The sequence below is a fragment of the Nonomuraea sp. NPDC049649 genome (assembly GCF_040675175.1).
Taxonomy (GTDB): domain Bacteria; phylum Actinomycetota; class Actinomycetes; order Streptosporangiales; family Streptosporangiaceae; genus Nonomuraea.
Genome location: NZ_JBFAOH010000011.1, coordinates 96,261 through 116,653, shown reverse-complemented (window position 1 = coordinate 116,653; position 20,393 = coordinate 96,261). Strand labels below are relative to the sequence as shown.

At 71.2% G+C, this 20,393-nt stretch carries 17 protein-coding genes; 9 read left to right on the top strand and 8 right to left on the bottom strand.

The features are described 5' to 3' along the window. Window positions 1-29: 29 nt before the first annotated feature. From AB0J42_RS17160 to AB0J42_RS17150, 3 genes are all read right to left on the bottom strand, one after another. Window positions 30-1,556, bottom strand: coding sequence for an ATP-dependent DNA ligase (locus AB0J42_RS17160; protein WP_364294984.1), 1,527 nt, complete (start codon window positions 1,554-1,556; stop codon window positions 30-32). Window positions 1,557-1,800: 244 nt separating this feature from the next. Continuing rightward, window positions 1,801-2,175 carry an FKBP-type peptidyl-prolyl cis-trans isomerase gene (locus AB0J42_RS17155; RefSeq protein ID WP_364294982.1) on the bottom strand — a complete coding sequence of 125 codons (375 nt, stop codon included), beginning with the start codon at window positions 2,173-2,175 and terminating at the stop codon, window positions 1,801-1,803. Window positions 2,176-2,228: 53 nt separating this feature from the next. Then, window positions 2,229-3,668, bottom strand: a complete 1,440-nt coding sequence (locus AB0J42_RS17150) for a GuaB1 family IMP dehydrogenase-related protein (RefSeq protein ID WP_364294979.1) — start codon at window positions 3,666-3,668, stop codon at window positions 2,229-2,231. A 97-nt stretch (window positions 3,669-3,765) separates the two neighbouring features. Here AB0J42_RS17150 and AB0J42_RS17145 point away from each other — a divergent pair, with 97 nt between their 5' ends. Further along, complete coding sequence (locus AB0J42_RS17145) at window positions 3,766-4,218, top strand: effector binding domain-containing protein (RefSeq protein ID WP_364294976.1); 453 nt, start codon at window positions 3,766-3,768, stop codon at window positions 4,216-4,218. Here AB0J42_RS17145 and AB0J42_RS17140 read toward each other — a convergent pair. Then, the gene (locus tag AB0J42_RS17140) at window positions 4,215-4,742 is read right to left on the bottom strand and encodes a TetR/AcrR family transcriptional regulator (protein ID WP_364294973.1); all 528 of its coding nucleotides are present in this window, start codon (window positions 4,740-4,742) and stop codon (window positions 4,215-4,217) included. The two genes, AB0J42_RS17145 and AB0J42_RS17140, sit on opposite strands and share 4 nt — an antisense overlap. Window positions 4,743-4,833: 91 nt before the next feature. On the opposite strand from AB0J42_RS17140, the gene AB0J42_RS17135 reads away from it, so the two are divergent. Further along, window positions 4,834-6,063 (top strand): FAD-dependent monooxygenase, encoded by a 1,230-nt coding sequence (locus AB0J42_RS17135; RefSeq protein WP_364294970.1) that lies wholly within the window; start codon window positions 4,834-4,836, stop codon window positions 6,061-6,063. Window positions 6,064-6,080: 17 nt separating this feature from the next. Here AB0J42_RS17135 and AB0J42_RS17130 read toward each other — a convergent pair whose 3' ends face one another. Continuing rightward, the gene (locus tag AB0J42_RS17130) at window positions 6,081-7,202 is read right to left on the bottom strand and encodes a CaiB/BaiF CoA-transferase family protein (protein ID WP_364294967.1); all 1,122 of its coding nucleotides are present in this window, start codon (window positions 7,200-7,202) and stop codon (window positions 6,081-6,083) included. A 152-nt stretch (window positions 7,203-7,354) separates the two neighbouring features. Between AB0J42_RS17130 and AB0J42_RS17125 the strand changes: the two genes are divergently transcribed. The 4 genes from AB0J42_RS17125 to AB0J42_RS17110 all read left to right on the top strand — a co-directional run bounded on the left by AB0J42_RS17125 (window position 7,355) and on the right by AB0J42_RS17110 (window position 12,625). After that, window positions 7,355-8,905 (top strand): serine/threonine-protein kinase, encoded by a 1,551-nt coding sequence (locus AB0J42_RS17125; protein WP_364294964.1) that lies wholly within the window; start codon window positions 7,355-7,357, stop codon window positions 8,903-8,905. After that, window positions 8,902-9,885 (top strand): 2-hydroxyacid dehydrogenase, encoded by a 984-nt coding sequence (locus AB0J42_RS17120; protein WP_364294961.1) that lies wholly within the window; start codon window positions 8,902-8,904, stop codon window positions 9,883-9,885. The genes AB0J42_RS17125 and AB0J42_RS17120 overlap by 4 nt, the downstream gene beginning before the upstream one ends. A 126-nt stretch (window positions 9,886-10,011) precedes the next feature. Further along, entirely contained in the window at window positions 10,012-11,361 is a 1,350-nt protein-coding gene (locus tag AB0J42_RS17115) for an FAD-binding oxidoreductase (protein WP_364294958.1), read from the top strand. Window positions 11,362-11,365: 4 nt separating this feature from the next. Further along, window positions 11,366-12,625 (top strand): cyclopropane-fatty-acyl-phospholipid synthase family protein, encoded by a 1,260-nt coding sequence (locus AB0J42_RS17110; protein WP_364294956.1) that lies wholly within the window; start codon window positions 11,366-11,368, stop codon window positions 12,623-12,625. Window positions 12,626-12,637: 12 nt separating this feature from the next. On the opposite strand, the gene AB0J42_RS17105 is transcribed toward AB0J42_RS17110, so the two are convergent. Beyond that, window positions 12,638-13,447, bottom strand: coding sequence for an alpha/beta hydrolase (locus AB0J42_RS17105; RefSeq protein ID WP_364294953.1), 810 nt, complete (start codon window positions 13,445-13,447; stop codon window positions 12,638-12,640). A 108-nt stretch (window positions 13,448-13,555) separates the two neighbouring features. Beyond that, window positions 13,556-15,091 (bottom strand): long-chain fatty acid--CoA ligase, encoded by a 1,536-nt coding sequence (locus tag AB0J42_RS17100; RefSeq protein ID WP_364294951.1) that lies wholly within the window; start codon window positions 15,089-15,091, stop codon window positions 13,556-13,558. Between the two features lie 149 nt (window positions 15,092-15,240). Here AB0J42_RS17100 and AB0J42_RS17095 point away from each other — a divergent pair, with 149 nt between their 5' ends. Then, window positions 15,241-16,782 (top strand): GMC family oxidoreductase N-terminal domain-containing protein, encoded by a 1,542-nt coding sequence (locus AB0J42_RS17095; protein ID WP_364294948.1) that lies wholly within the window; start codon window positions 15,241-15,243, stop codon window positions 16,780-16,782. Window positions 16,783-16,834: 52 nt separating this feature from the next. Next, window positions 16,835-17,662 (top strand): alpha/beta hydrolase, encoded by an 828-nt coding sequence (locus AB0J42_RS17090; RefSeq protein ID WP_364294945.1) that lies wholly within the window; start codon window positions 16,835-16,837, stop codon window positions 17,660-17,662. On the opposite strand, the gene AB0J42_RS17085 is transcribed toward AB0J42_RS17090, so the two are convergent. After that, the gene (locus AB0J42_RS17085) at window positions 17,643-18,863 is read right to left on the bottom strand and encodes a methyltransferase domain-containing protein (RefSeq protein WP_364294942.1); all 1,221 of its coding nucleotides are present in this window, start codon (window positions 18,861-18,863) and stop codon (window positions 17,643-17,645) included. The genes AB0J42_RS17090 and AB0J42_RS17085 overlap by 20 nt on opposite strands. A 286-nt stretch (window positions 18,864-19,149) precedes the next feature. Here AB0J42_RS17085 and AB0J42_RS17080 point away from each other — a divergent pair, with 286 nt between their 5' ends. Then, window positions 19,150-20,391, top strand: coding sequence for a cytochrome P450 (locus AB0J42_RS17080; RefSeq protein WP_364294939.1), 1,242 nt, complete (start codon window positions 19,150-19,152; stop codon window positions 20,389-20,391). Window positions 20,392-20,393 lie beyond the last annotated feature (2 nt).

Genomic DNA, 20,393 nt, shown 5'->3' with positions numbered 1-20,393 from the left:
CGCCTTACATCACCGCGACCTCGTACGTCTCAGATCATGAGGGAGCGGACGGTGTCGACCGTGTCGGCGTCCTCGGCGCGCTTGTCGGGGCGGTAGCGCAGGACCCTGGCGAAACGGAGGGCCATGCCGCCCGGATAGCGGGGCGAGCGCTGCACGCCGTCGAAGGCGACCTCCACCACCAACTCTGGACGGACCTGTACGGTCCACTCGTCCGTGGGACCCTCGGCGAGTTCCAGGAAGCGTTCCGTCTGCCAGGCGAGCAGCTGGTCGGTCAGGCCCTTGAAGGTCTTCCCCAGCATGACGAACCCGCCCGTCGCCGGGTCGCGGGCGCCGAGATGGAGGTTGGACAGCTTGCCCTCCCGGCGGCCGTGACCCCACTCGGCGGCCAGGACCACCAGGTCGAGCGTGTGGCGGGGCTTCACCTTGATCCAGCCCGCGCCGCGCCGCCCGGCCGCGTACGGGGACGACAGCGCCTTGACGACCAGCCCTTCGTGACCGGCCCGCACGACCTCGGCGAAGAAGCGCTCCGCCTCGGCCACGTCGGACGTGACCAGGCGCGGGGTCAGCAGCGGCTCCGGGACGGTGGCCGTCAGCGCCTCCTGGCGCTCCTCGTACGGAAGATCGAGCAGGTCGGCGCCCTCGACCCGGAGCGCGTCGAAGAAGAAGACGCTCAGCGGCGTCTCCCGGCGCAGGCGATCGACGTCGATCTTGCTGCCGGTGCGGGCGGCCGTCACCTGGAAGGGGTGCGGGCGGCCGTCGGGGCGGAGCGCGATCACCTCGCCGTCGAGCACCAGGTCGCCCGCCGGGAGCGCCTGCACCGCCTCCGCCAGCTCGGGCACCCGGGAGGTGATGTCGTCGAGCGTACGGGTGAAAACCCCGACCTCCGAGCCCGAGCGGTGGGCCTGGACGCGGATGCCGTCGAGCTTCCACTCCAGCGCGGCCGGGGCGCCTGCCTTCGCCAGGGCGGCGGCGACGTCGGGGGCGCTGCCGGCGAGCATCGGCGAGACCGGGCGGCCCACCTCCAGCCGGAACTCCTTCAGGCTCGCCACGCCGCCCGCCAGCGCCGCGGCCCCCACGGCGGGCAGCCAGCCGCGGAGGGTGAGCGCGCGGCGGACGTCGGCCGACGGAGCCCCGGACGCCGCGGCGATCGCCTCGATCATCACGCCGTCGAGCGCGCCCTGCCGCAGCTCGCCGCCGAGCAGCTTGAGCATGAACGCCTGTTCCTGGCTGGTCAGCCCCGCGAACAGCTCCTGCACCAGCGCTCTGCGCGCGGCCTGGGAGCCCTGGCCGGACACGGATTTGATCCTGGAGAGCAGGGTGTCGACGTCGGTCAGCGTGGCGGTCGCGACCAGCTTGGGGCCGGGCAGGTCCTGCAGTGAGCGCCAGCCCACGCCGATCTGGCGCTGCGGCAGCTCACCCGACAGGTAGGAGATGGCGATCTCGGCCTCGCCGGGGCCGACCCGGCCGAGCAGCTCCGCCAGATGGCCGATCTTCCCCCGCCGCGCCGGCGTGCGCGCCACCGCCTCGGACACCCGGACCACGTCGATCAGCAGCACACCGCTATCGTGCCTCACCTTCACGACATTTCCGCAACCCCCACCAGGACCGCCATCCAGCCGGGCGGGGGTAGCGGTGATTTCGGGTGGAGGTCCGCAGTCCCACATGAGGGCCGCCGTCCAGCACGGCAGGTCTCCGCGACCAGCTTGGAAGCATGGAAAGCCCCGCCTCGGAACGACCGCGCAGTGCGGGAGAGGCGGGGCGGAGCTTCCCGTAGATGTGTCCTGCCCAGAAAGGACGGGGTCAGCTGATGCCGAGGAGGTCCACGACGAAGATGAGGGTCTCGCCGGGCTTGATGCGGCCGCCGGCGCCGGCGTTGCCGTATCCCAGGTGCGGCGGGATGACGAGCTTGCGGCGGCCGCCCACCTTCATGCCCGCGACGCCCTGGTCCCAGCCGGCGATGACGCGCCCGCCGCCCAGCGGGAACTCGAACGTCTGGTTGCGGTTCCACGAGGCGTCGAACTCCTCGCCGGTGGAGAAGGCGACGCCGACGTAGTGGACGCTGACCTGGTGGCCGGGCTTGGCCTCGGGGCCGTCCCCGACGACGATGTCCTCGATCTCCAGCTCGGCGGGCGGGTTGCCGCCCGGGAAGTCGATCTCCGGCTTCGTGAGTGCCACGAAAGTGCTCCTGTAGACGATGGCAATGAACCCGACGACTCTACGCGGTCAGGTCACCAGCTGGTGTGCAGCGGCATGCCTTCCGAGTAGCCGGAGGCGCTCTGGACGCCGATGACGGCCCGTTCGTGCAGTTCCTCCAGGTTGGTCGCGCCCGCGTAGGTGCAGGCGGAGCGGAGCCCGGCCACGATGGCGTCGATCTGGTCCTCGACGCTGGGCCGGCGCGGGTCGAGGTACATGCGCGAGGTGGAGATGCCCTCCTCGAACAGCGCCTTCCTGGCCCGGTCGAAGGGGCTGTCCTCGGCGGTGCGGAGGCGGACGGCGCGCGCGGAGGCCATGCCGTAGTTCTCCTTGTACTTGCGGCCGTCGGCGTCGGTGTGGGTGTCGCCGGGCGACTCGTAGGTGCCGGCGAACCAGGAGCCGATCATCACGTTGGCCGCGCCGGCCGCCAGGGCCAGCGCCACGTCGCGGGGGTGGCGGACGCCGCCGTCGGCCCAGACGTGCTTGCCGAGCTTGCGGGCTTCGGCCGCGCATTCCAGTACGGCGGAGAACTGCGGCCGGCCGACCCCGGTCATCATCCGGGTGGTGCACATGGCGCCGGGCCCGACGCCGACCTTGACGATGTCGGCGCCCGCGTCGACCAGGTCGCGCACGCCGGCGGCGGTGACGACGTTGCCGCCCGCGACGGGCACGTGCGGGTCGAGGGCGCGGACGGCCCGCAGCGCGGCGGCCATCTTCTCCTGGTGGCCGTGCGCGGTGTCGACCACGAGGCAGTCGACGCCGGCTTCGAGCAGTTCCTTGGCCTTGGCGGCGACGTCGCCGTTGACTCCGACGGCGGCGGCGACGCGCAGCCTGCCCTGGTCGTCGACGGCGGGCTGGTAGAGGGTGGCGCGGAGCGCGCCGGTACGGGTGAGGATGCCGACCAGGCGGCCCGACTCGTCGACGATGGGGGCCAGGCGGTGGCGGCCGTCGTGCAGCCGGTCGAACGCCTCGCGCGGGGCCAGCCCGGCGGGCAGCGTGAGCAGCTCGCTGGACATCACCTGGGAGAGCTGGGTGAACATGTCGACGCCCTGGCAGTCGGCCTCGGTGACCACGCCGACGGGCCGGTTCTCCCAGTCGACGACGATGACGGCGCCGTGGGCGCGCTTGGGCAGCAGCTGCAGGGCTTCGCCGACGGTGTCGTGCGGGGTGAGCACGATGGGCGTGTCGTGGACGAGGTCGCGCTTCTTCACCCAGTCGACCACGTCGGCGACGACGTCGAAGGGGATGTCCTGGGGGATCACCACGATGCCGCCGCGGCGGGCGACGGTCTCGGCCATCCGCCGTCCGGCGACCGCGGTCATGTTGGCCACGACGATGGGGATGGTGGTGCCGGTGCCGTCGTTCGTGGACAGGTCGACGTCGAGCCGGGACCCGACCGAGGAGCGCGACGGGGTCATGAACACGTCGCTGTAGGTCAGGTCGTACGGTGGGGCCATACCGTTGAGGAATTTCACGCTCACTCACCTTATGCGTGGTCTGCCGGTACCTGGAATTTCCCCCTTTCTCGGGGGCTTATGATCGGCCGGGATACTTATGGGGGAGGGAGGGCGCGTGGACGTCACCGAGCGGGGCGAGATGATCGTCGTCGGTTACGCAGTACGCACCACGAACGCCGAGGAGATGGATCAGGCGCGGGCCAGGTTGCCCGCCCTGTGGCAGCGGGCCGGTGCTCCGGGGGCCTTCGCCCACGTGCCCAACCGCGTGGACGAGAATCTGTACGCGGTGCTCACCGACTACGAGAGCGACCACCACGGCGCCTACACGCAGATCGTGGGCACGGCCGTGCGCACGGTGCCGCGGCTGCCGGAGGGCATGGTCGCGGTGCGGGTGCCGGCGGCCACGACGGTCAGGCTGGAGGTGCGCGGCCCGATGCCGCAGGCGCTGGCCGAGGCGTGGCAGCAGGTGTGGAAGCACACCGAGTCGGGCGGCACGCCGGCCCGCGCGTTCACCACCGATCTGGAGGTGCACCACCCGGGCGGGGTGGACATCTATCTCGCGGTCTAGAGGCCGAGCGCGGCGGCGGCGGCGCCGACCGCCGTCGGCTTGACCTCCTCCAGCGGGAGGTGGGCGTACTCGACCGAGCAGTCGGACATGCCGCCGAGCGCGACCGTGGCCCGGATGCGCTCGGCGGTGGTGACGTTCTCGCCGAGCAGCAGGACGATGAGCCGCTGCCGCCAGGCCATCATGCGCTTGCCCAGGTCGAGGTAGGACAGCACGGACAGCTCGCGCACCACCATGACGATCACCTCGCGGTGCCGCCAGATGAGGTCGAAGTGGTCTTCCAGGAGCTCGCGCGGGTCGCCGCCGGGCTCGCGGCCGTCCAGGAACCGTTCCATGTCGTCGAGGAGCGGCTGGATGATGCTGCGGACCAGGTCGTCGCGTGAGGCGAAGTGGTAGTAGAGGGCCGGCTTGGTGATGCCGAGCTGGTCGGAGATCTGGCGCAGGCTGGTGTTCTGCACGCCTTGGCGCACGAACAGCTCTCGCGCCACCGCCTGGATGCGCGCCCGGGTGTCGGTCGGCCTGGACATGCGACAACCCTATTCCTTACCTTCCGTTAAGTAACCTCTTGTGCCGCCTCCGGGCGCCCGCTTACCATCCGGTAAGTAAGGAGGGAAGTCCATGAAAGTACTCATCTCCGGGGCCAGCGTCGCCGGCCCCGTCCTCGCCTACTGGCTCACCCGCTACGGGTTCGAGGTCACGGTCGTCGAGCGCGCCCCCACGCTGCGCAAGACCGGCGGCCACGCGGTCGACCTGTTCCGCCCCGCCGTCGACATCGCCGAGAAGATGGGCGTGCTCGACCAGGTCAGGGCGCGGAAGACCGGCACCGAGCTGCTGACCTTCCACGTGCCGGGCCGGTCGAGGCCGGTCGGCATGCAGGTCGGCAAGCTCATCACCGCCTTCTCCGACCGGCACGTGGAGATCATGCGCGACGACCTGAGCGAGATCTTCTACGACGCCGGGCGGGACGACGCCGAGTACGTCTTCGGCGACTCGATCACGGCGATCGCCGAGGACGGCGAGGTGGCGTTCGAGCGCGGGCCGTCGCGCCGGTTCGACCTGGTGATCGGCGCGGACGGGCTGCACTCGAACGTGCGCCGCCTGGTCTTCGGCCCCGAGGAGCGCTTCGCCACCTGGATCGGCGCCTACCTGGCGGTGCTGTCCGTGCCCGACTATCTGGGCCTGGAAGGGCGCATGGAAGGCGTCTCGGCCATCGACCGGATCGTCGGCCTGTACTCGGCGGCGCACCTGCCGGACGCGCGGGCCGTCTTCCTCTTCCGCACCCGCGAGCCGCTCGACTACCACTACCGCGACGTCCCCCGCCAGAAGGAACTGCTGCGCGAGCACTTCGCCGATCTCGGCTGGGAGGTGCCGCGGCTGCTGGCCGAGCTCGGCACCACGCCCGCGTTCTACTTCGACAGCATCACCCAGCTGCGCATGGACACCTGGTCACGCGGGCGCGTCACGCTCGTCGGCGACGCCGGCTACTGCCCGGGTCCCGCCGTCGGGGGCAGCACCAGCCTGGCGGTGGTCGGCGCGTACGTGCTGGCGGGCGAGCTCGCCGCGGCCGGCGGCGACCCCGCCCGCGCGTTCCCCGCGTACGAGGCCGAGATCGGCGCGTACGTGCGCGGCAGCCGGAAGCTGGCCCTCGGCATGGCCAGGCGGCTCGTCCCCCGCGGCCGGTTCGACCTGTGGGCGCTGGTCCAGGCCGCGCGGGTGCTCCGCCGTATCCCGGACCCGCTCATCAGGGCGGCCGGGCGGCTGGGCGGCGGGAGCACGCGGCTGCACGACGCGGTGACGCTCAAGGACTACTCGCGGTACGAGACGGCCCGCGGCACCGCGCCCCGCTAGCGCGCCCGGAGAGCCGGTCAGGCCAGGACACCCTGGGCGCGCAGCTTGGCCGCCTGCTCCGCCGGGATGCCCCAGGCCGACAGGTCGTCCAGGCGGGTGGCGGGGGCGAGGTCGGGGTCGGGAGCGCCGTCCAGCCGGGGCGCGGGCCTGGGCTGGCTGACCCCGCCGACGTCGACGAAGGTGCCCCGGGCCGCGTTGTGCGGGTGCGCGGGCGCCTCGGCCATCGACAGGACCGGCGACACGCAGGCGTCCGAGCCGTCGAACAGCGCCTCCCACTCGGCCCTGGTCCGCTTGCGGAACTCGGCCGCCAGCCGCTCCTTCAGCGCCGGCCACTGCGCCCGGTCGTTCCGGTCGGGCAGGTCCGTGAGGCCCATCAGGGAGACCATCGTGTCCCAGAACTGCGGCTCCAGCGGGCCCACCGCCAGGTGCAGCCCGTCGGCGGTCTCGTAGGTGTCGTACATGGGGGCGCCGGTGTCGAGCAGGTTGGTGCCGCGCGGCCCCCACAGGCCGGCGCTGACGGCCTGGTAGAACATGGCGAACAGGATCGCCGCGCCGTCCACCATGGCGGCGTCGATCACCCGTCCCCGGCCGGTGCGCTCCCGCTCGAACAGCGCCAGCAGCACCCCGTACGCGAGCATGAGCCCGCCGCCGGCGAAGTCGCCGAGGATGTTGATCGGCGGGGTGGGCTTCTCGCCCTCGCGGCCCAGCATCGACAGCACCCCGGAGATCGCCAGGTAGTCGATGTCGTGGCCCGCCGAGGCCGCCAGCGGGCCGTCCTGGCCCCAGCCGGTCATCCGGCCGTAGATCAGCCGCTCGTTGACCGCGTGCAGGTCCGCGGGGCCGATGCCGAGCCGTTCGGCCACGCCCGGCCGGAACACCTCGATCACCACGTCCGCCTGCCGGGCCAGCTCCTTGAAGGCCGCCACGCCGTCGGGGGACTTCAGGTCCAGCCCGATCGTGCGCTTGCCGCGGTCCATCACGTCGGTGCGCGGCCGGTCGGAGACCGCGCCCACCCGGTCGACCCGGAGCACCTCGGCGCCGTGGTCGGCGAGCATCATCCCGGCGAACGGCCCCGGCGCCAGCCCCGCCAGCTCCAGCACCCGGATCCCGGACAGCGGACCCTGACGAGCGTGCGACATCGGCGTCTCCTTCTCATGACGGGCAGGCGAACACCGGCACTAGTAGAACAACATTCGGTGCGCTCTGGCAAGACGCCTTCCTGACCAGCCTTCAGAGGGAGGTGAGGTATGGGAAACTTGCCCACTATTCGGGTGGTCAACAGGGGTAGGAAATGGATTCGGATAGCAGCCGGCTGATCGCCAAGCGCTACGCATTAGTACGCGCGCTTGGCCGCGGTGGTATGGGCGTGGTCTGGGAAGGCCGCGACACGCTGCTCAACCGGCAGTGCGCGGTCAAAGAGGTGGTCCTCCCGGCGGGACTGCCCCAGGCCGATCGGGAGCGCCAGCTCGTCCGCACCGCACGGGAGGCCCGCACCGCCGCCCAGCTCAACCACCCCTCCGTGGTCGCGGTGTACGACGTCGTGGAGGAGGAGGGGCGGCCCTGGATCATCATGGAGCTGGTGCGGGCCCCGTCCGTCGAGGAGGTCGTGGCGACCATGGGCGCGCTGCCCGTGCGCCAGGCCGCCGACGTCGGGCGGCAGGTGCTGTCCGCGCTCGTAGCCGCGCACGCCCAGGGCATCCTGCACCGCGACGTGAAACCCAGCAACGTCCTGCTCGCCGACGACGGCCGGGCGGTGCTGACCGACTTCGGCATCGCCACCACCGAGGGCGAGGCCTCGCTCACCAAGACCGGCATGGTGACCGGCTCGCCCGGCTTCCTCGCCCCCGAGCGGGTGCGCGGCACCGAGGCGGGCCCCGCCTCCGACCTGTGGTCGCTGGGCGCCACCCTCTACGCCACGCTGGTCGGCCGCTCGCCCTTCGAGCGCGGCGAGCCGATGGAGACGCTCAAGGCCATCCTCGACGAGGAGCCCGACTACCGGCGTATACCGCCGGCCATGCACCCGGTGCTGCAGGGGCTGCTGCGCAAGGACCCGGCCGAGCGGGTCGGCGCGCAGGAGGCCGACGAACTGCTCGCCGCCGTCCTGCAGACCCGATCGGCCGCCGACGAGCGGGACGCGCCCCCGTCCGGCGCCTCACGCGGGCTCGCCCGTACCGTCGCCGCGGCGGCAGCGGCGGCCGTCCTGGTCGTATCGGCCGGCGCGGTCGCCTACTTCAGATCCGGCGGCCCGGCGGAGGGCGCCTCCCAGCTCGCGCACCGGGCGGCGGCGACCAGCCCGATGCCGAGCGCCCCGCCGACCGTCGTCACGCCCACCCCGGTGGAGACCGTGACACCCACGCCGACGCCCACCCCGACCAGGGCGCGGGCCGTGCTCCGGCCGTGGACCTCGCCCGCCGGCTGGACCATAAAACGGCCCACCGGATGGCGGGGCGCGCGCGGCGAGCACCACGCCGAGTGGACGCACCCGCGCCGGATGGGGCACCTGTCGGTCGAGGCCGTCTACGCCCGGCTCGACCTGAACCAGCTGCTGCGCGACGAGGAGGAGACGCTGCGCGCGCAGGGCGCCGACGACCTGCGCAGCCTCTCCCGCAAGAAGGTGCGCCACCACGGGGCCAGGGCCGTGGAGTGGGAGTTCGTCTGGACGGCGGGGGAGGGCAACGGGACAAGCTGGGCCGCGCCCGGCAGGCAGTACCACGAGCTGCGCCGGGCCGTGCTGATCGACGACACCGCCTACATCCTGTCCTGGACCTTCACCGAGGCGCAGTGGCAGAGCAAGACCAAGCTGATGCGGCGGGTGATCGGCAGCTTTACGGTGGGCGCATGACGCCCTGGAACCTGCTCGCGCTGCCGCCGCTCCCCGAGGACCTGATCAGGAGCCTGCTCACCCCGCTCGGCGACCGGGTGACCGTGCGCGTGCCCGCCGCCCGCGACCGCGCGGCGATGCTGGCCGCGCTGCCCGAGGCCGAGATCGTGCTGGGCGACTGGACGGGCGAGCTCACGCTGGACGCCGGGGCCGTGGCCGCCGCGCCCCGGCTGGCGTTCGTGCAGCAGCCCTCGGTCGGCGTCGACGGCCACGACCTGGCCGCGCTCGCCGCGGCCGGCGTGCCGGTGGCCAACACGGCGGGCGTCAGCGCGGGCGCGGTGGCCGAGTGGTGCGTGGCCGCGGCCCTGGCGGTGATCCGCAAGCTGCCCCAGGCCGACGCCGCCGTACGGGCGGGGGAGTGGCCGCAGCAGGAGCTCCAGCCCCGGGAACTGGGCGCGGCGCGGGTGGGCGTCGTCGGCTACGGCCCCATCGGCGAGGCGTGCGCCCGGCTGTTCCGCGCCTTCGGCGGCCAGGTCTCCTACTGGACGCGCACGCCCCGCGAGGACCCCGGCTACACCCCGCTGGAGGACCTGCTGGCCGCCAGCGACGTGGTCGTGGTGGCGATCGCGCTGTCGGAGGAGACCCGCGGCCTGATCGACCCGCGCCGGCTCAAGCGGGGAGCGGTCCTCGTCAACGCCGCCCGGGGCGGGGTCGTGGACCAGGACGGGCTGGTGGCGGCGCTGCGCGACGGGCATCTCGGGGGAGCGGCGCTCGACGTGTTCGACATCGAGCCGCTGCCGGCCGGCGACCCGCTCCGCGACCTGCCCGGCGTGCTGCTGTCACCGCACGTGGCCGGCGTCACCCAGGAGTCCACCGGCCGCCTGCTGACCGTCACCCTGGAGAACCTGGCCGCCGCCGTCGAAGGCCGGGAGGTGGCCCACGTGGTGAACGGCGTCGCACCGTACATCAGAAGGAAGTTTTCCGGTTCGCCGGTGTCATGATGCTTTTGCTGACACGATGAACAGTTTTCGCTCCTTTAACGGCCCCGCTCTGTTCCAGGCAGTCCCAGAGAGATAACGTTCTGTGGACGATCTCTGCCGGTTCCAGGGGGTGCACGCGTGACGACGATGTCGACACACCGACGGGCAGTGGAACACATCCGGCGCTCCTACGCCGAGATGCCCGAAGACGCCGCTCCGCGCCTGGCCAAGGCCACGTCCAACCTCTTCCGGTTCCGCGACTCCGGGCGGACGGCGCGGCTGTCGGCCAGGGACCTGGACGAGGTCATCGCCGTCGATCCCGAGACGATGACCGCCGAGGTCCAGGGCATGACCACCTACGAGCACCTGGTCGACGCGACCCTGCCGCACGGGCTGATGCCGTACGTGGTCCCGCAGCTCAAGACCATCACGCTGGGCGGCGCGGTGACCGGGCTCGGCATCGAGTCGACGAGCTTCCGCGACGGCCTGCCGCACGAGTCGGTCGAGGAGATGGAGATCCTCACCGGCGACGGCCGCGTCGTCGTCGCCCGCGACGACAACGAGCACCGCGACCTGTTCCGGGCCTTCCCCAACTCCTACGGCACCCTGGGCTACGCGCTGCGCCTGCGGATCAAGCTGCGCAAGGTCAAGCCGTACGTGCGGCTCACCCACGTGCGGTTCACCGACGCCGACAAGTGCATGCTGGCCATGCAGGAGATCTGCGACAGCATGGAGCACGACGGCGAGCCGGTCGACTTCGTCGACGGGGTGTTCTTCGGCCCGCAGGAGCTCTACCTCACGCTCGGCCGCTTCGCCGACCGGGCCCCCTACACCTCCGACTACACGGGCATGCGGATCTACTACCAGTCGATCCGGCAGCGCGCCCGCGACTGGCTCACCGTCCGCGACTACCTGTGGCGCTGGGACACCGACTGGTTCTGGTGCTCGCGCGCGTTCGGCGTGCAGAAGCCGATGGTCCGCACGTTCATGCCGCGCCGCTGGATGCGCTCCGACGTCTACCGCCGGCTCGTCGCGCTCGACCGCAAGCACGGGATCAGCGCACGGATCGACCGCTGGCGCGGCCTGCCGGTGCACGAGTCGGTCATCCAGGACATCGAGGTGCCGGTCGAGCGGGGAGCGGAGTTCCTGGAGTTCTTCGACCGCGACGTCGGCATGACGCCGGTCTGGATGTGCCCGCTGCGGGCGGGCTCGCGCTGGCCGCTCTATCCGCTCGAACCGGGCAAGCTCTACGTGAACTTCGGGTTCTGGGGCATGGTACCGCTGCCACGGGGACAGTTCGACGGCTACCACAACCGCCTCATCGAGACCGCGGTGCACGAGCTCGACGGGCACAAGTCGCTCTACTCCACGTCCTTCTACGGCAAGGACGAGTTCTGGCGGCTCTACAACGGGGACGTCTACTGGCCGGTCAAGCGGGAATACGACCCGAGCGGGCGCCTGCTTGATCTGTACGACAAGTGCGTGCGGGGAAGGTGATGTGATGGCTCTCGCTTCCATCTTCGAAAAGATCGTCGGTTCCGACGCCGGCATCGCGTTCACGGCCTACGACGGCACCAAGGCCGGGCCTGACGACGCCGACGTCACCATCGAGGTGAGATCCCCGATCGCGGTGGCCTACCTGGCACAGGCGCCGGGCGAGCTGGGGCTCGCACGGGCGTACGTGACCGGCCACCTCGACGTGCACGGTGACCTCTACACCCTGCTCGACCGGATGTGGAACATCACCACCAACGACCTGACCACCGCCGAGAAGATCGCCGCGGTCCGCTCGCTGGGGGTCAAGCCGCTGCTCATGCGCGTCCCGCTGCCGCCGCAGGAGGTACGCACGAGCACGCTCGCCAAGCTGGGCTCCCGGCACGCCAAGGAACGCGACGCCAAGGCCATCCAGCACCACTACGACGTCTCCAACCGCTTCTACGAGTGGGTGCTCGGCCCGTCCATGGCCTACACCTGCGCCACCTTCCCCACCGAGGACGCCACGCTGGAAGAGGCCCAGTTCGCCAAGTTCGACCTGGTGGCCCGGAAGCTCGGGCTCAAGGAGGGCATGCGGCTGCTGGACGTCGGCTGCGGCTGGGGCGGCATGGTCATGCACGCGGCCAAGCACTACGGCGTCAAGGCGCTCGGCGTGACGCTCAGCCGCCAGCAGGCCGAGTACGCGCAGAAGGCCATCGCCGAGGCGGGGCTGCAGGAGCTCGCCGAGGTCCGCCACATGGACTACCGCGACGTCACCGAGACCGGCTTCGACGCCGTCAGCTCCATCGGCCTGACCGAACACATCGGCAAGAACAACCTGCCCGCCTACTTCACCTTCCTCAACGGCAAGCTCAAGCCCGGCGGCCGGCTGCTCAACCACTGCATCACCCGGCCCACCGGCAAGGAGAAGACGATCAACAAGGGCGGTTTCATCAACCGCTACGTCTTCCCCGACGGCGAGCTGGAGTCGGTCGGCCTGCTGATCCGGAACATGGAGGACCACGGCTTCGAGATCCGCCACGAGGAGAACCTGCGCGAACACTACGCCAAGACCCTGGCTCACTGGTGCCGCAACCTGGACGCCAACTGGACGGCCGCGGTCGAGGAGGTCGGCGTGGGCACCGCCCGCGTCTGGGCTCTCTACATGGCGGGGTGCATCGTCGGGTTCGAGCGCAACAAGGTCCAGCTCCACCAGGTGCTCGGCGTGAAGCTGGACGACCAGGGCCGGTCGGGCATGCCGCTGCGGCCGTCCCGCGACTGGCCCTGACGAAAGATCCGATCAGTCGTTCAGCACCGCGTACAACGTCTTGGCGAACTCGGCCGGGTGCGTGAGGAAACCCGCGTGCCCGCCGGGGAAGCCGGCGATCTCCAGGCCGAGCAGGTCGGCGAGGGCGCGGGCGGTGCGGTGGCCGAGCGTGCCGTCCGCCTCGCCGCTGCCGGCCAGGGTGAACTTGCCGCTCCGCAGCGCCTCCAGATGGGGGACGTAGCGGACGAACGACCGCAGCTCGTAGGCCAGGCAGAAGGACATGTTGACGTGCACCCGCGCCAGCATGGCGGCCAGGGGCGGCGGCAGCGTGTCCGACACCTCCGGCGGCGCGGCCACGCCCAGCAGGCCGCTCAGCCGGAGCAGCGCCGCCGGTGAACCCTCCCGCTCGAACGTCTCGTACACCTCCTGGAAGGCGGCGTGCCAGCGGTCGGCGTCGGGCAGCAGCTCGACCAGGAGCGGCTCGTGCGCGACCGCCGCGCGCACCTGCTCCGGCCGGGCCGCCAGCAGGTCCATCACGACCATGCCGCCGTAGCTGGTGCCGAAGAGGTAGGCGGGCTCGCGGCAGAGCGCCCGCAGCAGCAGGTGGGCGTCGCGCGCGTGCTGGGGGATGCGCTGCTCGCCCAGCGGCCCGGTCAGGCGGCTGCGCGAGTTGCCGCGTGGATCGTACGTGATCACCGTGTAGTGGTCGGCGAGCACCGTGGCCAGCGGCTCGAACGCGCCCGCGTCCCCCTCGCCGCCGTTGACCAGCAGCAGAACCGGCCCCGCCCCGCGCATCTCGTAGTACAGCTCGGCGCCGGGCACGGCCAGCGTGCCAGATTCCATGCGATCCTCCGATGTTCGTGAGCCGTACACGAACAGATCGCCGGGGCGGGGCGAAGCGTTTCGCCTGCCGCGGGCCCCCTCATCCGAAAAGGGGGCCCGCGTCCGGCACTAACGCAGCTCGCGCTTGAGGATCTTGCCGGTGGCCGTCATCGGCAGCGAGTCGCGGAACTCGACGATCCGCGGGTACTTGTAGGCCGCCATGTTCGCCTTGGCCCACTCGACCAGCTCGTCCTCGGTGATGCTCGCACCGGGCTCGCGGATGACGTACGCCTTGATCTCCTCGCCGTGCGAGTCGTGCGGCACGCCCACCACCGCCGCGAGCGAGACCCCCTCGTGCGTCATGAGGACCTCTTCGATCTCGCGCGGGTAGACGTTGAAGCCGCCGCGGATGATCATGTCCTTGGCCCGGTCGACGATCGAGTAATAGCCGTCGGCGTCGCGGGTGGCGATGTCACCGGTGCGGAACCAGCCGTCGCGCATCACCTCGGCCGTGGCCTCCGGGCGGCCGTAGTAGCCCTTCATGACGTTGTGGCCGCGGATCGCGATCTCGCCGGGGCCCTCGCCCTCGACCGTCTTCCAGTCGGCGTCGACGAGCTTCATCTCCACGCCCCAGATGGGGGTGCCGATCGTGCCGGGCTTGGCCGGGCGGCCGGGCTGGTTGAAGCTCGCCACCGGGGCGGTCTCGGACAGGCCGTAACCCTCCAGGATCTTGATGCCCATGGTCCGTTCCCAGTCCTTGAGCACCTCGACCGGGCAGGCCGAGCCGCCCGCGACCGTGATCTCCAGCGTCGTCGGCTTCTCCGCGCCCTCGGAGTGGAGCTTCGTGAGCATCGCCCAGTACATGGTCGGCACGCCCGCGAAGAACGTCACCTCCTCGCGGCGCATCAGCTCCAGCGCCTCACCCGGCTCGAAGCGCGGCAGCAGCACGACCTTGGCGCCGCGCATGAACCCGGTGTTCATGACCACCGTCTGCCCGAAGGAGTGGAACAGCGGCAGCACGCCCAGGTAGGTGTCGCCGTTCTCGGCCCGCGGGAACATCTTGTCGCTGACCAGGACGTTCATCAGCATGTTCTGGTGGCTGAGCTCGGCGCCCTTGGGATGGCCGGTGGTGCCGGAGGTGTAGAGGATGACCGCGGTGTCGTCGGGCGCGGTCTGCGCGGTCTCGAACTCGCCCGGCATCCCGTCCAGCGCCGCCCAGAACGACTCCCCGTACTCCGACTCGGTCGCCAGCGGCGTGGCGGGCAGCACGAAGAAGTGCTCGCACCCGTCGGCCGCCTCGAAACCGGCCTTGCCCCGCTCGCCCAGCGGCAGCTCGGGGGTGCCCTCGAAGCAGAACAGCGCCTTGGCGTCGCTGTCGTCCAGGTGGTAGGCGATCTCCTTGGACTGCAGCAGCACGTTGAGCGGCACCACCACCGCGCCGGCCTTGAGGATGCCGAAGTAGACGAACGGGAAGTAGGGCAGGTTGGGGCAGGCGATCGCGACCTTGTCGCCCCGGCCGATGCCGCGCGACACGAGCAGGTTCGCGACCTGGTTGGCTACGGTGTCGATCATGGAGTACGGCAGCCGCATGTCGCCGAAGACGATGGCTGTGTTCTCCGGGGTGTTCCTGGCGCTGTCTTCCAGGACGACCGACAGGTTGAGCATGACGCCTTTCCCTCCTCTATGGGCCTTGCGCCAATACTCGCAGCGAGCCATACCAACCGGTAGGTAACTCAGGTAACAGATGCATATGGACGCGATCGTTCTCCTGGAGTAAGCAGAGAGCAGATTTTCCTCGCCCCTGGGAGGGGTTCATGGAGTACGACTACGTGATCGTCGGGGCCGGGTCGGCGGGATGCGTCCTCGCGGGACGCCTCTCGGCCGATCCCGGGGTCTCCGTGGTGCTCGTCGAGGCCGGCGGCCGGGACGACAAGCTGGAGATCCGCATGCCGCTCGGCTTCTCCAAACTCTTCAAGACCCCGTACGACTGGAATCTCACCACCGCCAAGCAGGGCGAGATGGCTGGGCGCGAGCTCTACTGGCCGCGCGGGCGGGTCATCGGCGGCTCCTCCTCGCTCAACGCCCAGATGTGGGTACGCGGCTGCGCCCTGGACTACGACCAGTGGGGCGTCCCCGGCTGGTCGTACGAGGACGTGCTGCCGTACTTCCGCCTGGCCGAGCGCCGCGTCGGCAGCAACCACGGCGGCGTCTACGGGACCGCCGGCCCGCTCTACGTCTCCGACCTGCGCAGCCCCAACGTCACCACCGCCGCCTTCCTCAAAGCCTGCGAGGAGATCGGGTTACGCCGGCTCGACGAGCTCAACGGCCCCTCCAACGAGGGCTACAGCCCCACCCCCGTCACCCAGGACCGGGGCCGCCGCTGGAGCGCCGCGGACGCCTACCTGCGGCCCGCGATGAAACGCCCCAACCTCACCGTGATCACCGAGGCGTCCGTGGACCGGGTCGTCATCGAGGACGGGCGCGCCACCGGCATCGAGCACAGCGGCGGCGCGAGGATCCGGGCCAGGCGCGAGGTCATCCTGGCCGCGGGCGCCGTCGGCTCGCCGTACCTGCTCATGCGCTCCGGCGTCGGCGACGGCGCCGAACTGCACGACGCCGGCGTGCCCGTCGTGCGCGACCTGCCCGAGGTCGGCAAGAACCTCCAGGACCACCTGTCCACCGGCGCGTTCGTCTCCTGCACCAAGCCCGTCACCCTCACCAGGGCCGAGTCCGTCGCCAACCTGCTGCGCTACCTCGTCTTCCGCTCGGGCATGCTCACCTCCAACGTCGGCGAGGCCGTCGCCTTCGTCCGGACCTCCCCGGAGGAGCCCGCCCCCGACATCGAACTCGTCTACGCCCCCGTGCCGTTCGTCGAGCACGGCCTCAAGCCGCCCACCGGCCACGGCATGACCGTCGGCGTCGTGCTGCTGCAGCCCGAGAGCCGGGGCCGGGTCGGGCTGAACGGCCGCGACGTCGTCATCGACCCCGCCTACCTGAGCGCCGGCGTCGACCTCAGACGCCTGACCGCCGGGCTCAAGACCGCCAAGCAGATCCTCGCCACCAACGCGATGAAACCGTACGCGGGCGGGCCGATGCCCCCCTACACCTCGCCCGAGAGCGACGAGGAGATCGCCCAGTGGATCCGGGACCGCGCCGAAACCCTCTACCACCCCGTCGGCACCTGCCGGATGGGCGCCGACGAGGCGTCGGTCGTGGACCCGTCGCTGCGCGTCCGCGGCGTCGCGGGCCTCCGGGTGGCGGACGCCTCGATCATGCCGACGCTCAACCGCGGCCACACCCACGCCCCCGCGGTGATGATCGGCGAGAAGGCGGCCGACCTGATCGCGCAGAGCTGATCACGCCGGACCGCTCCCCTTCCGGGTGTCCGGAATGTTAGGTTGCGCTGCTATGGAAATCAGGACCGTCCACGCCAACGGTGTGGAGTTCTCGTACCTGACCGTAGGGGACGGGCCGCTGGCGCTCTGCCTGCACGGCTTCCCCGACACCGCGCACACCTGGCGCCACCTGATGCCCGCGCTCGCCGAACGCGGCTACCGCGCCGTCGCGCCCTTCACGCGCGGCTACGCGCCGACCGAAATCCCCGCCGACGCCGCCTACGAGGGCGCCGCGCTCGCCGCCGACGTCCTCGCGCTCCACGAGGAACTCGGCGGCGACGAGCACGCCGTCCTCATCGGGCACGACTGGGGGACGCTCCCCGTCTACGCCCTCGCCGACCGGTTCCGGGCCGCCGTCACCATGGCGGTCCCGCCGCCCGCGGCGCTGCGCACCACGCTCATGCAGTACGACCAGCTCAAGAGGTCGTTCTACGTGTTCCTCTTCCAGACGCCGCTGGCCGAGGCCGCCGCGGCGTCACCGGGGTTCCTGGAACGGCTCTGGAACGACTGGTCACCCGGCTACGACGCCACCGACGACCTCGCCTTCGTCCGCCGCAGCATCGGAGAACCCGCCAACCTGGCGGCGGCCATCGGCTACTACCGCGCCATGCTGGGCACCACCCCGCCCACCGGCCGCTACCCGGACCCCGGCCGGGCGGAGTCGACCCCCATCCTCTACCTCCACGGCGACCAGGACGGCTGCCTCACCCCCGACGCGGCCAAGCAGGCGCTCCCGCACCTGCCGCCCGGCTCCCGCGCCGAACTGGTGCCCGGCGCCGGCCACTTCCTCCACCTGGAACGGCCGGACGCCGTCAACCGCCTCATCCTCGACTGGCTCTAGGCCTCAGCGCCACCAGCACGGGACGCCGCCCCGACAGGCTCACCGGCACCCGCTCCACCACCTCGAACCCCGGCGGACCTCCGTCGAGGTCGTACAGCAACGCCACCACCAGCCCATCCGGGACCAGCACCCGCCGCACCTCCCGCCACAACCGGTCCGGCCTCCCGGCCAGCACCCCGGCGGGCGGCACCTGACGCCCCCACGGCGGATTCACCAGCACCCGATCGACACTGCCCTCCTCCAACGGCACCGACCCCGCATCCCCCGCCACCCACTCAACCCGCGCTTCGGCATGTGCTTTCCACTCGGCCCGCGTCATGCCCTGCGCTGACCCCTTCACCTGCGCTTCGGCCCGAGCTGTCCCAACCCGCGCCTTGGCCCGCGCTTCCCCCTCAACCCCCGCTTTCCGCTCAACCCGCACTTCGGTGGGGCGGGTCGTTCGGTCCCAGCCTCCGAGGGCGCGGTAGGCGTTCGAGCGGGCGGCGGCGATCGCGTGCGGGTCGTGGTCCAGGCCGAGCAGGCGGGCTCCAGGGGCGAGCACGGCGGCTTCGATGAGGGTGGTGCCCGCGCCACAGCAGGGGTCCAGGATCGTGCGCACGCCGTCGAGCCGGGCGAGAGCAGCCATCGCGGCGGCCACCGGCGGGTGCAGGGTGCCCCGGATCGAGGCCGTCTTGTACGCCCGCCGATGCAGGGGCCGTTCCGCGACCCGTACCGCGATCACCGCGCGGTCGTCCTCGATCGTGACCCGCCACGCCACGCACCCGGCGGGCGGCGCCACCCCGCCTGACCTCGAAAAATACGGCAGCCGCAGCCGCCGCGACAGCTCCGCCCCGACGGCGTCCTCGATCTCGAACCGCGTGTAGTTACGCCGTCCCACGAACGACGCCGACACCTCCAACCCGGTGACTCCGGGAAAGCCGGTCTCTGACGACCTTCCGGCCTCTCCCGGCACTACAGGTTCGAAAGGGGTGATGGTACGGGCGGCGGCGCCGAGGCGGCGGAGGGCCGAGCGGGCGGCCCCGACGCCGTCCACGACGGCCGCCACCAGCAGGACGTCGTCGGCCGTTCGCAGCCCCGTCAGCCCGGAGCCTTCCGGTTCGAACCACACCTCACGATGGCGCAGTCCGTGGACCCGGCCCAGCCGGGAGTTCTCGATCTCAGCGGCGACCAGGGGTTCGAGCCCTCGAACCGACCTGGCCACGGCGAAGCGCGCGAAGGGACGCGCCCGGCGACCCTCCGCAGGTCGTGCGTACCGCACCTGCGTTCTTCTCCCACGTCGCGACCCGGGACGGCGGCAGGCCGTCCCGCATCACCGGCGGTGGGGTCGTCCGCGACCCGCCGGCGGATCGCTAGCGCAGGAAGAAGAAGTTCACGCGGGCAGTTTAGCGACCGCCCGGAAGCCCCGGCGACCGGCTTTTCGCGAAAGATACGTACGGTGTACGTCCACCCCATTGACTAACGGCCGCCGGGGCTCGAATGATGGCTCCATGACCGCCCTCGAATTCGACCTGTCGGACAGTTCCTTCTGGGCCAGGCCCATGTCGGAGCGCAGGCAGGCCTTCGATCTGCTCCGCCGGCGAGACACGCCGGTCTTCTTCGAGGAGCCCGAGATCTCCTTCGCCCCGAAGGGCCCCGGCTACCACGCGCTCGTGCGGCACGCCGACATCCTCGAAGCCAGCCGCAACCCGGAGGTCTTCTCCTCGGGGCAAGGCGGCGCGACGAACATCCCCGACCTGCCCCCGGAGTTCGCCGAGTACTTCGGCTCCATGATCAACATGGACGACCCGCGCCACGCCCGCCTGCGGCGCATCGTCTCCCGCGCCTTCACGCCCAAGATGATCAAACAGTTCGAGTCGGACGTCGAGACCGCCGCCGAGAAGATCGTCGACGACCTCCTCGTCACCGGCCCCGGCTGCGACTTCGTCACCGAGGTCGCCGCCCGCCTGCCCCTGAAGATCATCTGCGACATGATGGGCATCCCCGAGCGGGACTACCAGTTCGTCTTCGAGCGGTCCAACATGATCCTCGGCGGCTTCGACCCCGAGTACGTCGGCACCGACGTCGAGGGCATCGCCGAACGCCTGCTCACCGCCGGCATGGAACTCCAGCAGCTCATGCAGGACCTGGCCGCGCACCGCCTCGACAACCCGACCGGCGACCTCACCTCCTCGCTGGTCAACGCCAACATCGACGGCGAGCGGCTGACCTCGCAGGAGCTCGGCTCGTTCTTCATCCTGCTCGTCGTGGCGGGCAACGAGACCACCCGCAACGCGATCTCGTACGGGCTGCGCCTGCTCACCAAGAACCCCGACCAGCGCGAACTCTGGCGCCAGGACTTCGACAAGCACGCCCCGACAGCCGTCGAGGAGATCGTCCGCCTCGCGTCACCGGTCAACTTCATGCGCCGCAAGGTCACCCGCGACCACGTCATGAACGGCAACCAGTACCGCCAGGGCGAGAAGGTCGTGCTCTACTACTGGGCCGCCAACCGCGACCCCGCGGTGTTCGACGACCCCGAGCGGTTCGACATCACTCGCCAGCCCAACCCGCACGTCGGCTTCGGCGGGCCCGGGCCGCACTTCTGCCTCGGCGCCCACCTGGCGCGCCGCGAGATCACGGTGATGTTCCGCGAACTGCTGCGGCGCGTCCCCGGCATCGAAGGTCACAAGCCGGACCGGCTGCACTCCGCCTTCATCAACGGCATCAAGCACATGGAGTGCGTCTTCTGACG

Coding starts and splice junctions, on each gene's coding strand:
- AB0J42_RS17135 (WP_364294970.1), top strand. CDS start 4,834: ATGAAAGTACTCATCTCCGGGGCCAGCGTCGCCGGCCCCGTCCTCGCC.
- AB0J42_RS17080 (WP_364294939.1), top strand. CDS start 19,150: ATGACCGCCCTCGAATTCGACCTGTCGGACAGTTCCTTCTGGGCCAGG.
- AB0J42_RS17105 (WP_364294953.1), bottom strand. CDS start 13,447: ATGGAATCTGGCACGCTGGCCGTGCCCGGCGCCGAGCTGTACTACGAG.
- AB0J42_RS17115 (WP_364294958.1), top strand. CDS start 10,012: ATGTCGACACACCGACGGGCAGTGGAACACATCCGGCGCTCCTACGCC.
- AB0J42_RS17125 (WP_364294964.1), top strand. CDS start 7,355: ATGGATTCGGATAGCAGCCGGCTGATCGCCAAGCGCTACGCATTAGTA.
- AB0J42_RS17130 (WP_364294967.1), bottom strand. CDS start 7,202: ATGTCGCACGCTCGTCAGGGTCCGCTGTCCGGGATCCGGGTGCTGGAG.
- AB0J42_RS17095 (WP_364294948.1), top strand. CDS start 15,241: ATGGAGTACGACTACGTGATCGTCGGGGCCGGGTCGGCGGGATGCGTC.
- AB0J42_RS17120 (WP_364294961.1), top strand. CDS start 8,902: ATGACGCCCTGGAACCTGCTCGCGCTGCCGCCGCTCCCCGAGGACCTG.
- AB0J42_RS17100 (WP_364294951.1), bottom strand. CDS start 15,091: ATGCTCAACCTGTCGGTCGTCCTGGAAGACAGCGCCAGGAACACCCCG.
- AB0J42_RS17110 (WP_364294956.1), top strand. CDS start 11,366: ATGGCTCTCGCTTCCATCTTCGAAAAGATCGTCGGTTCCGACGCCGGC.
- AB0J42_RS17090 (WP_364294945.1), top strand. CDS start 16,835: ATGGAAATCAGGACCGTCCACGCCAACGGTGTGGAGTTCTCGTACCTG.
- AB0J42_RS17140 (WP_364294973.1), bottom strand. CDS start 4,742: ATGTCCAGGCCGACCGACACCCGGGCGCGCATCCAGGCGGTGGCGCGA.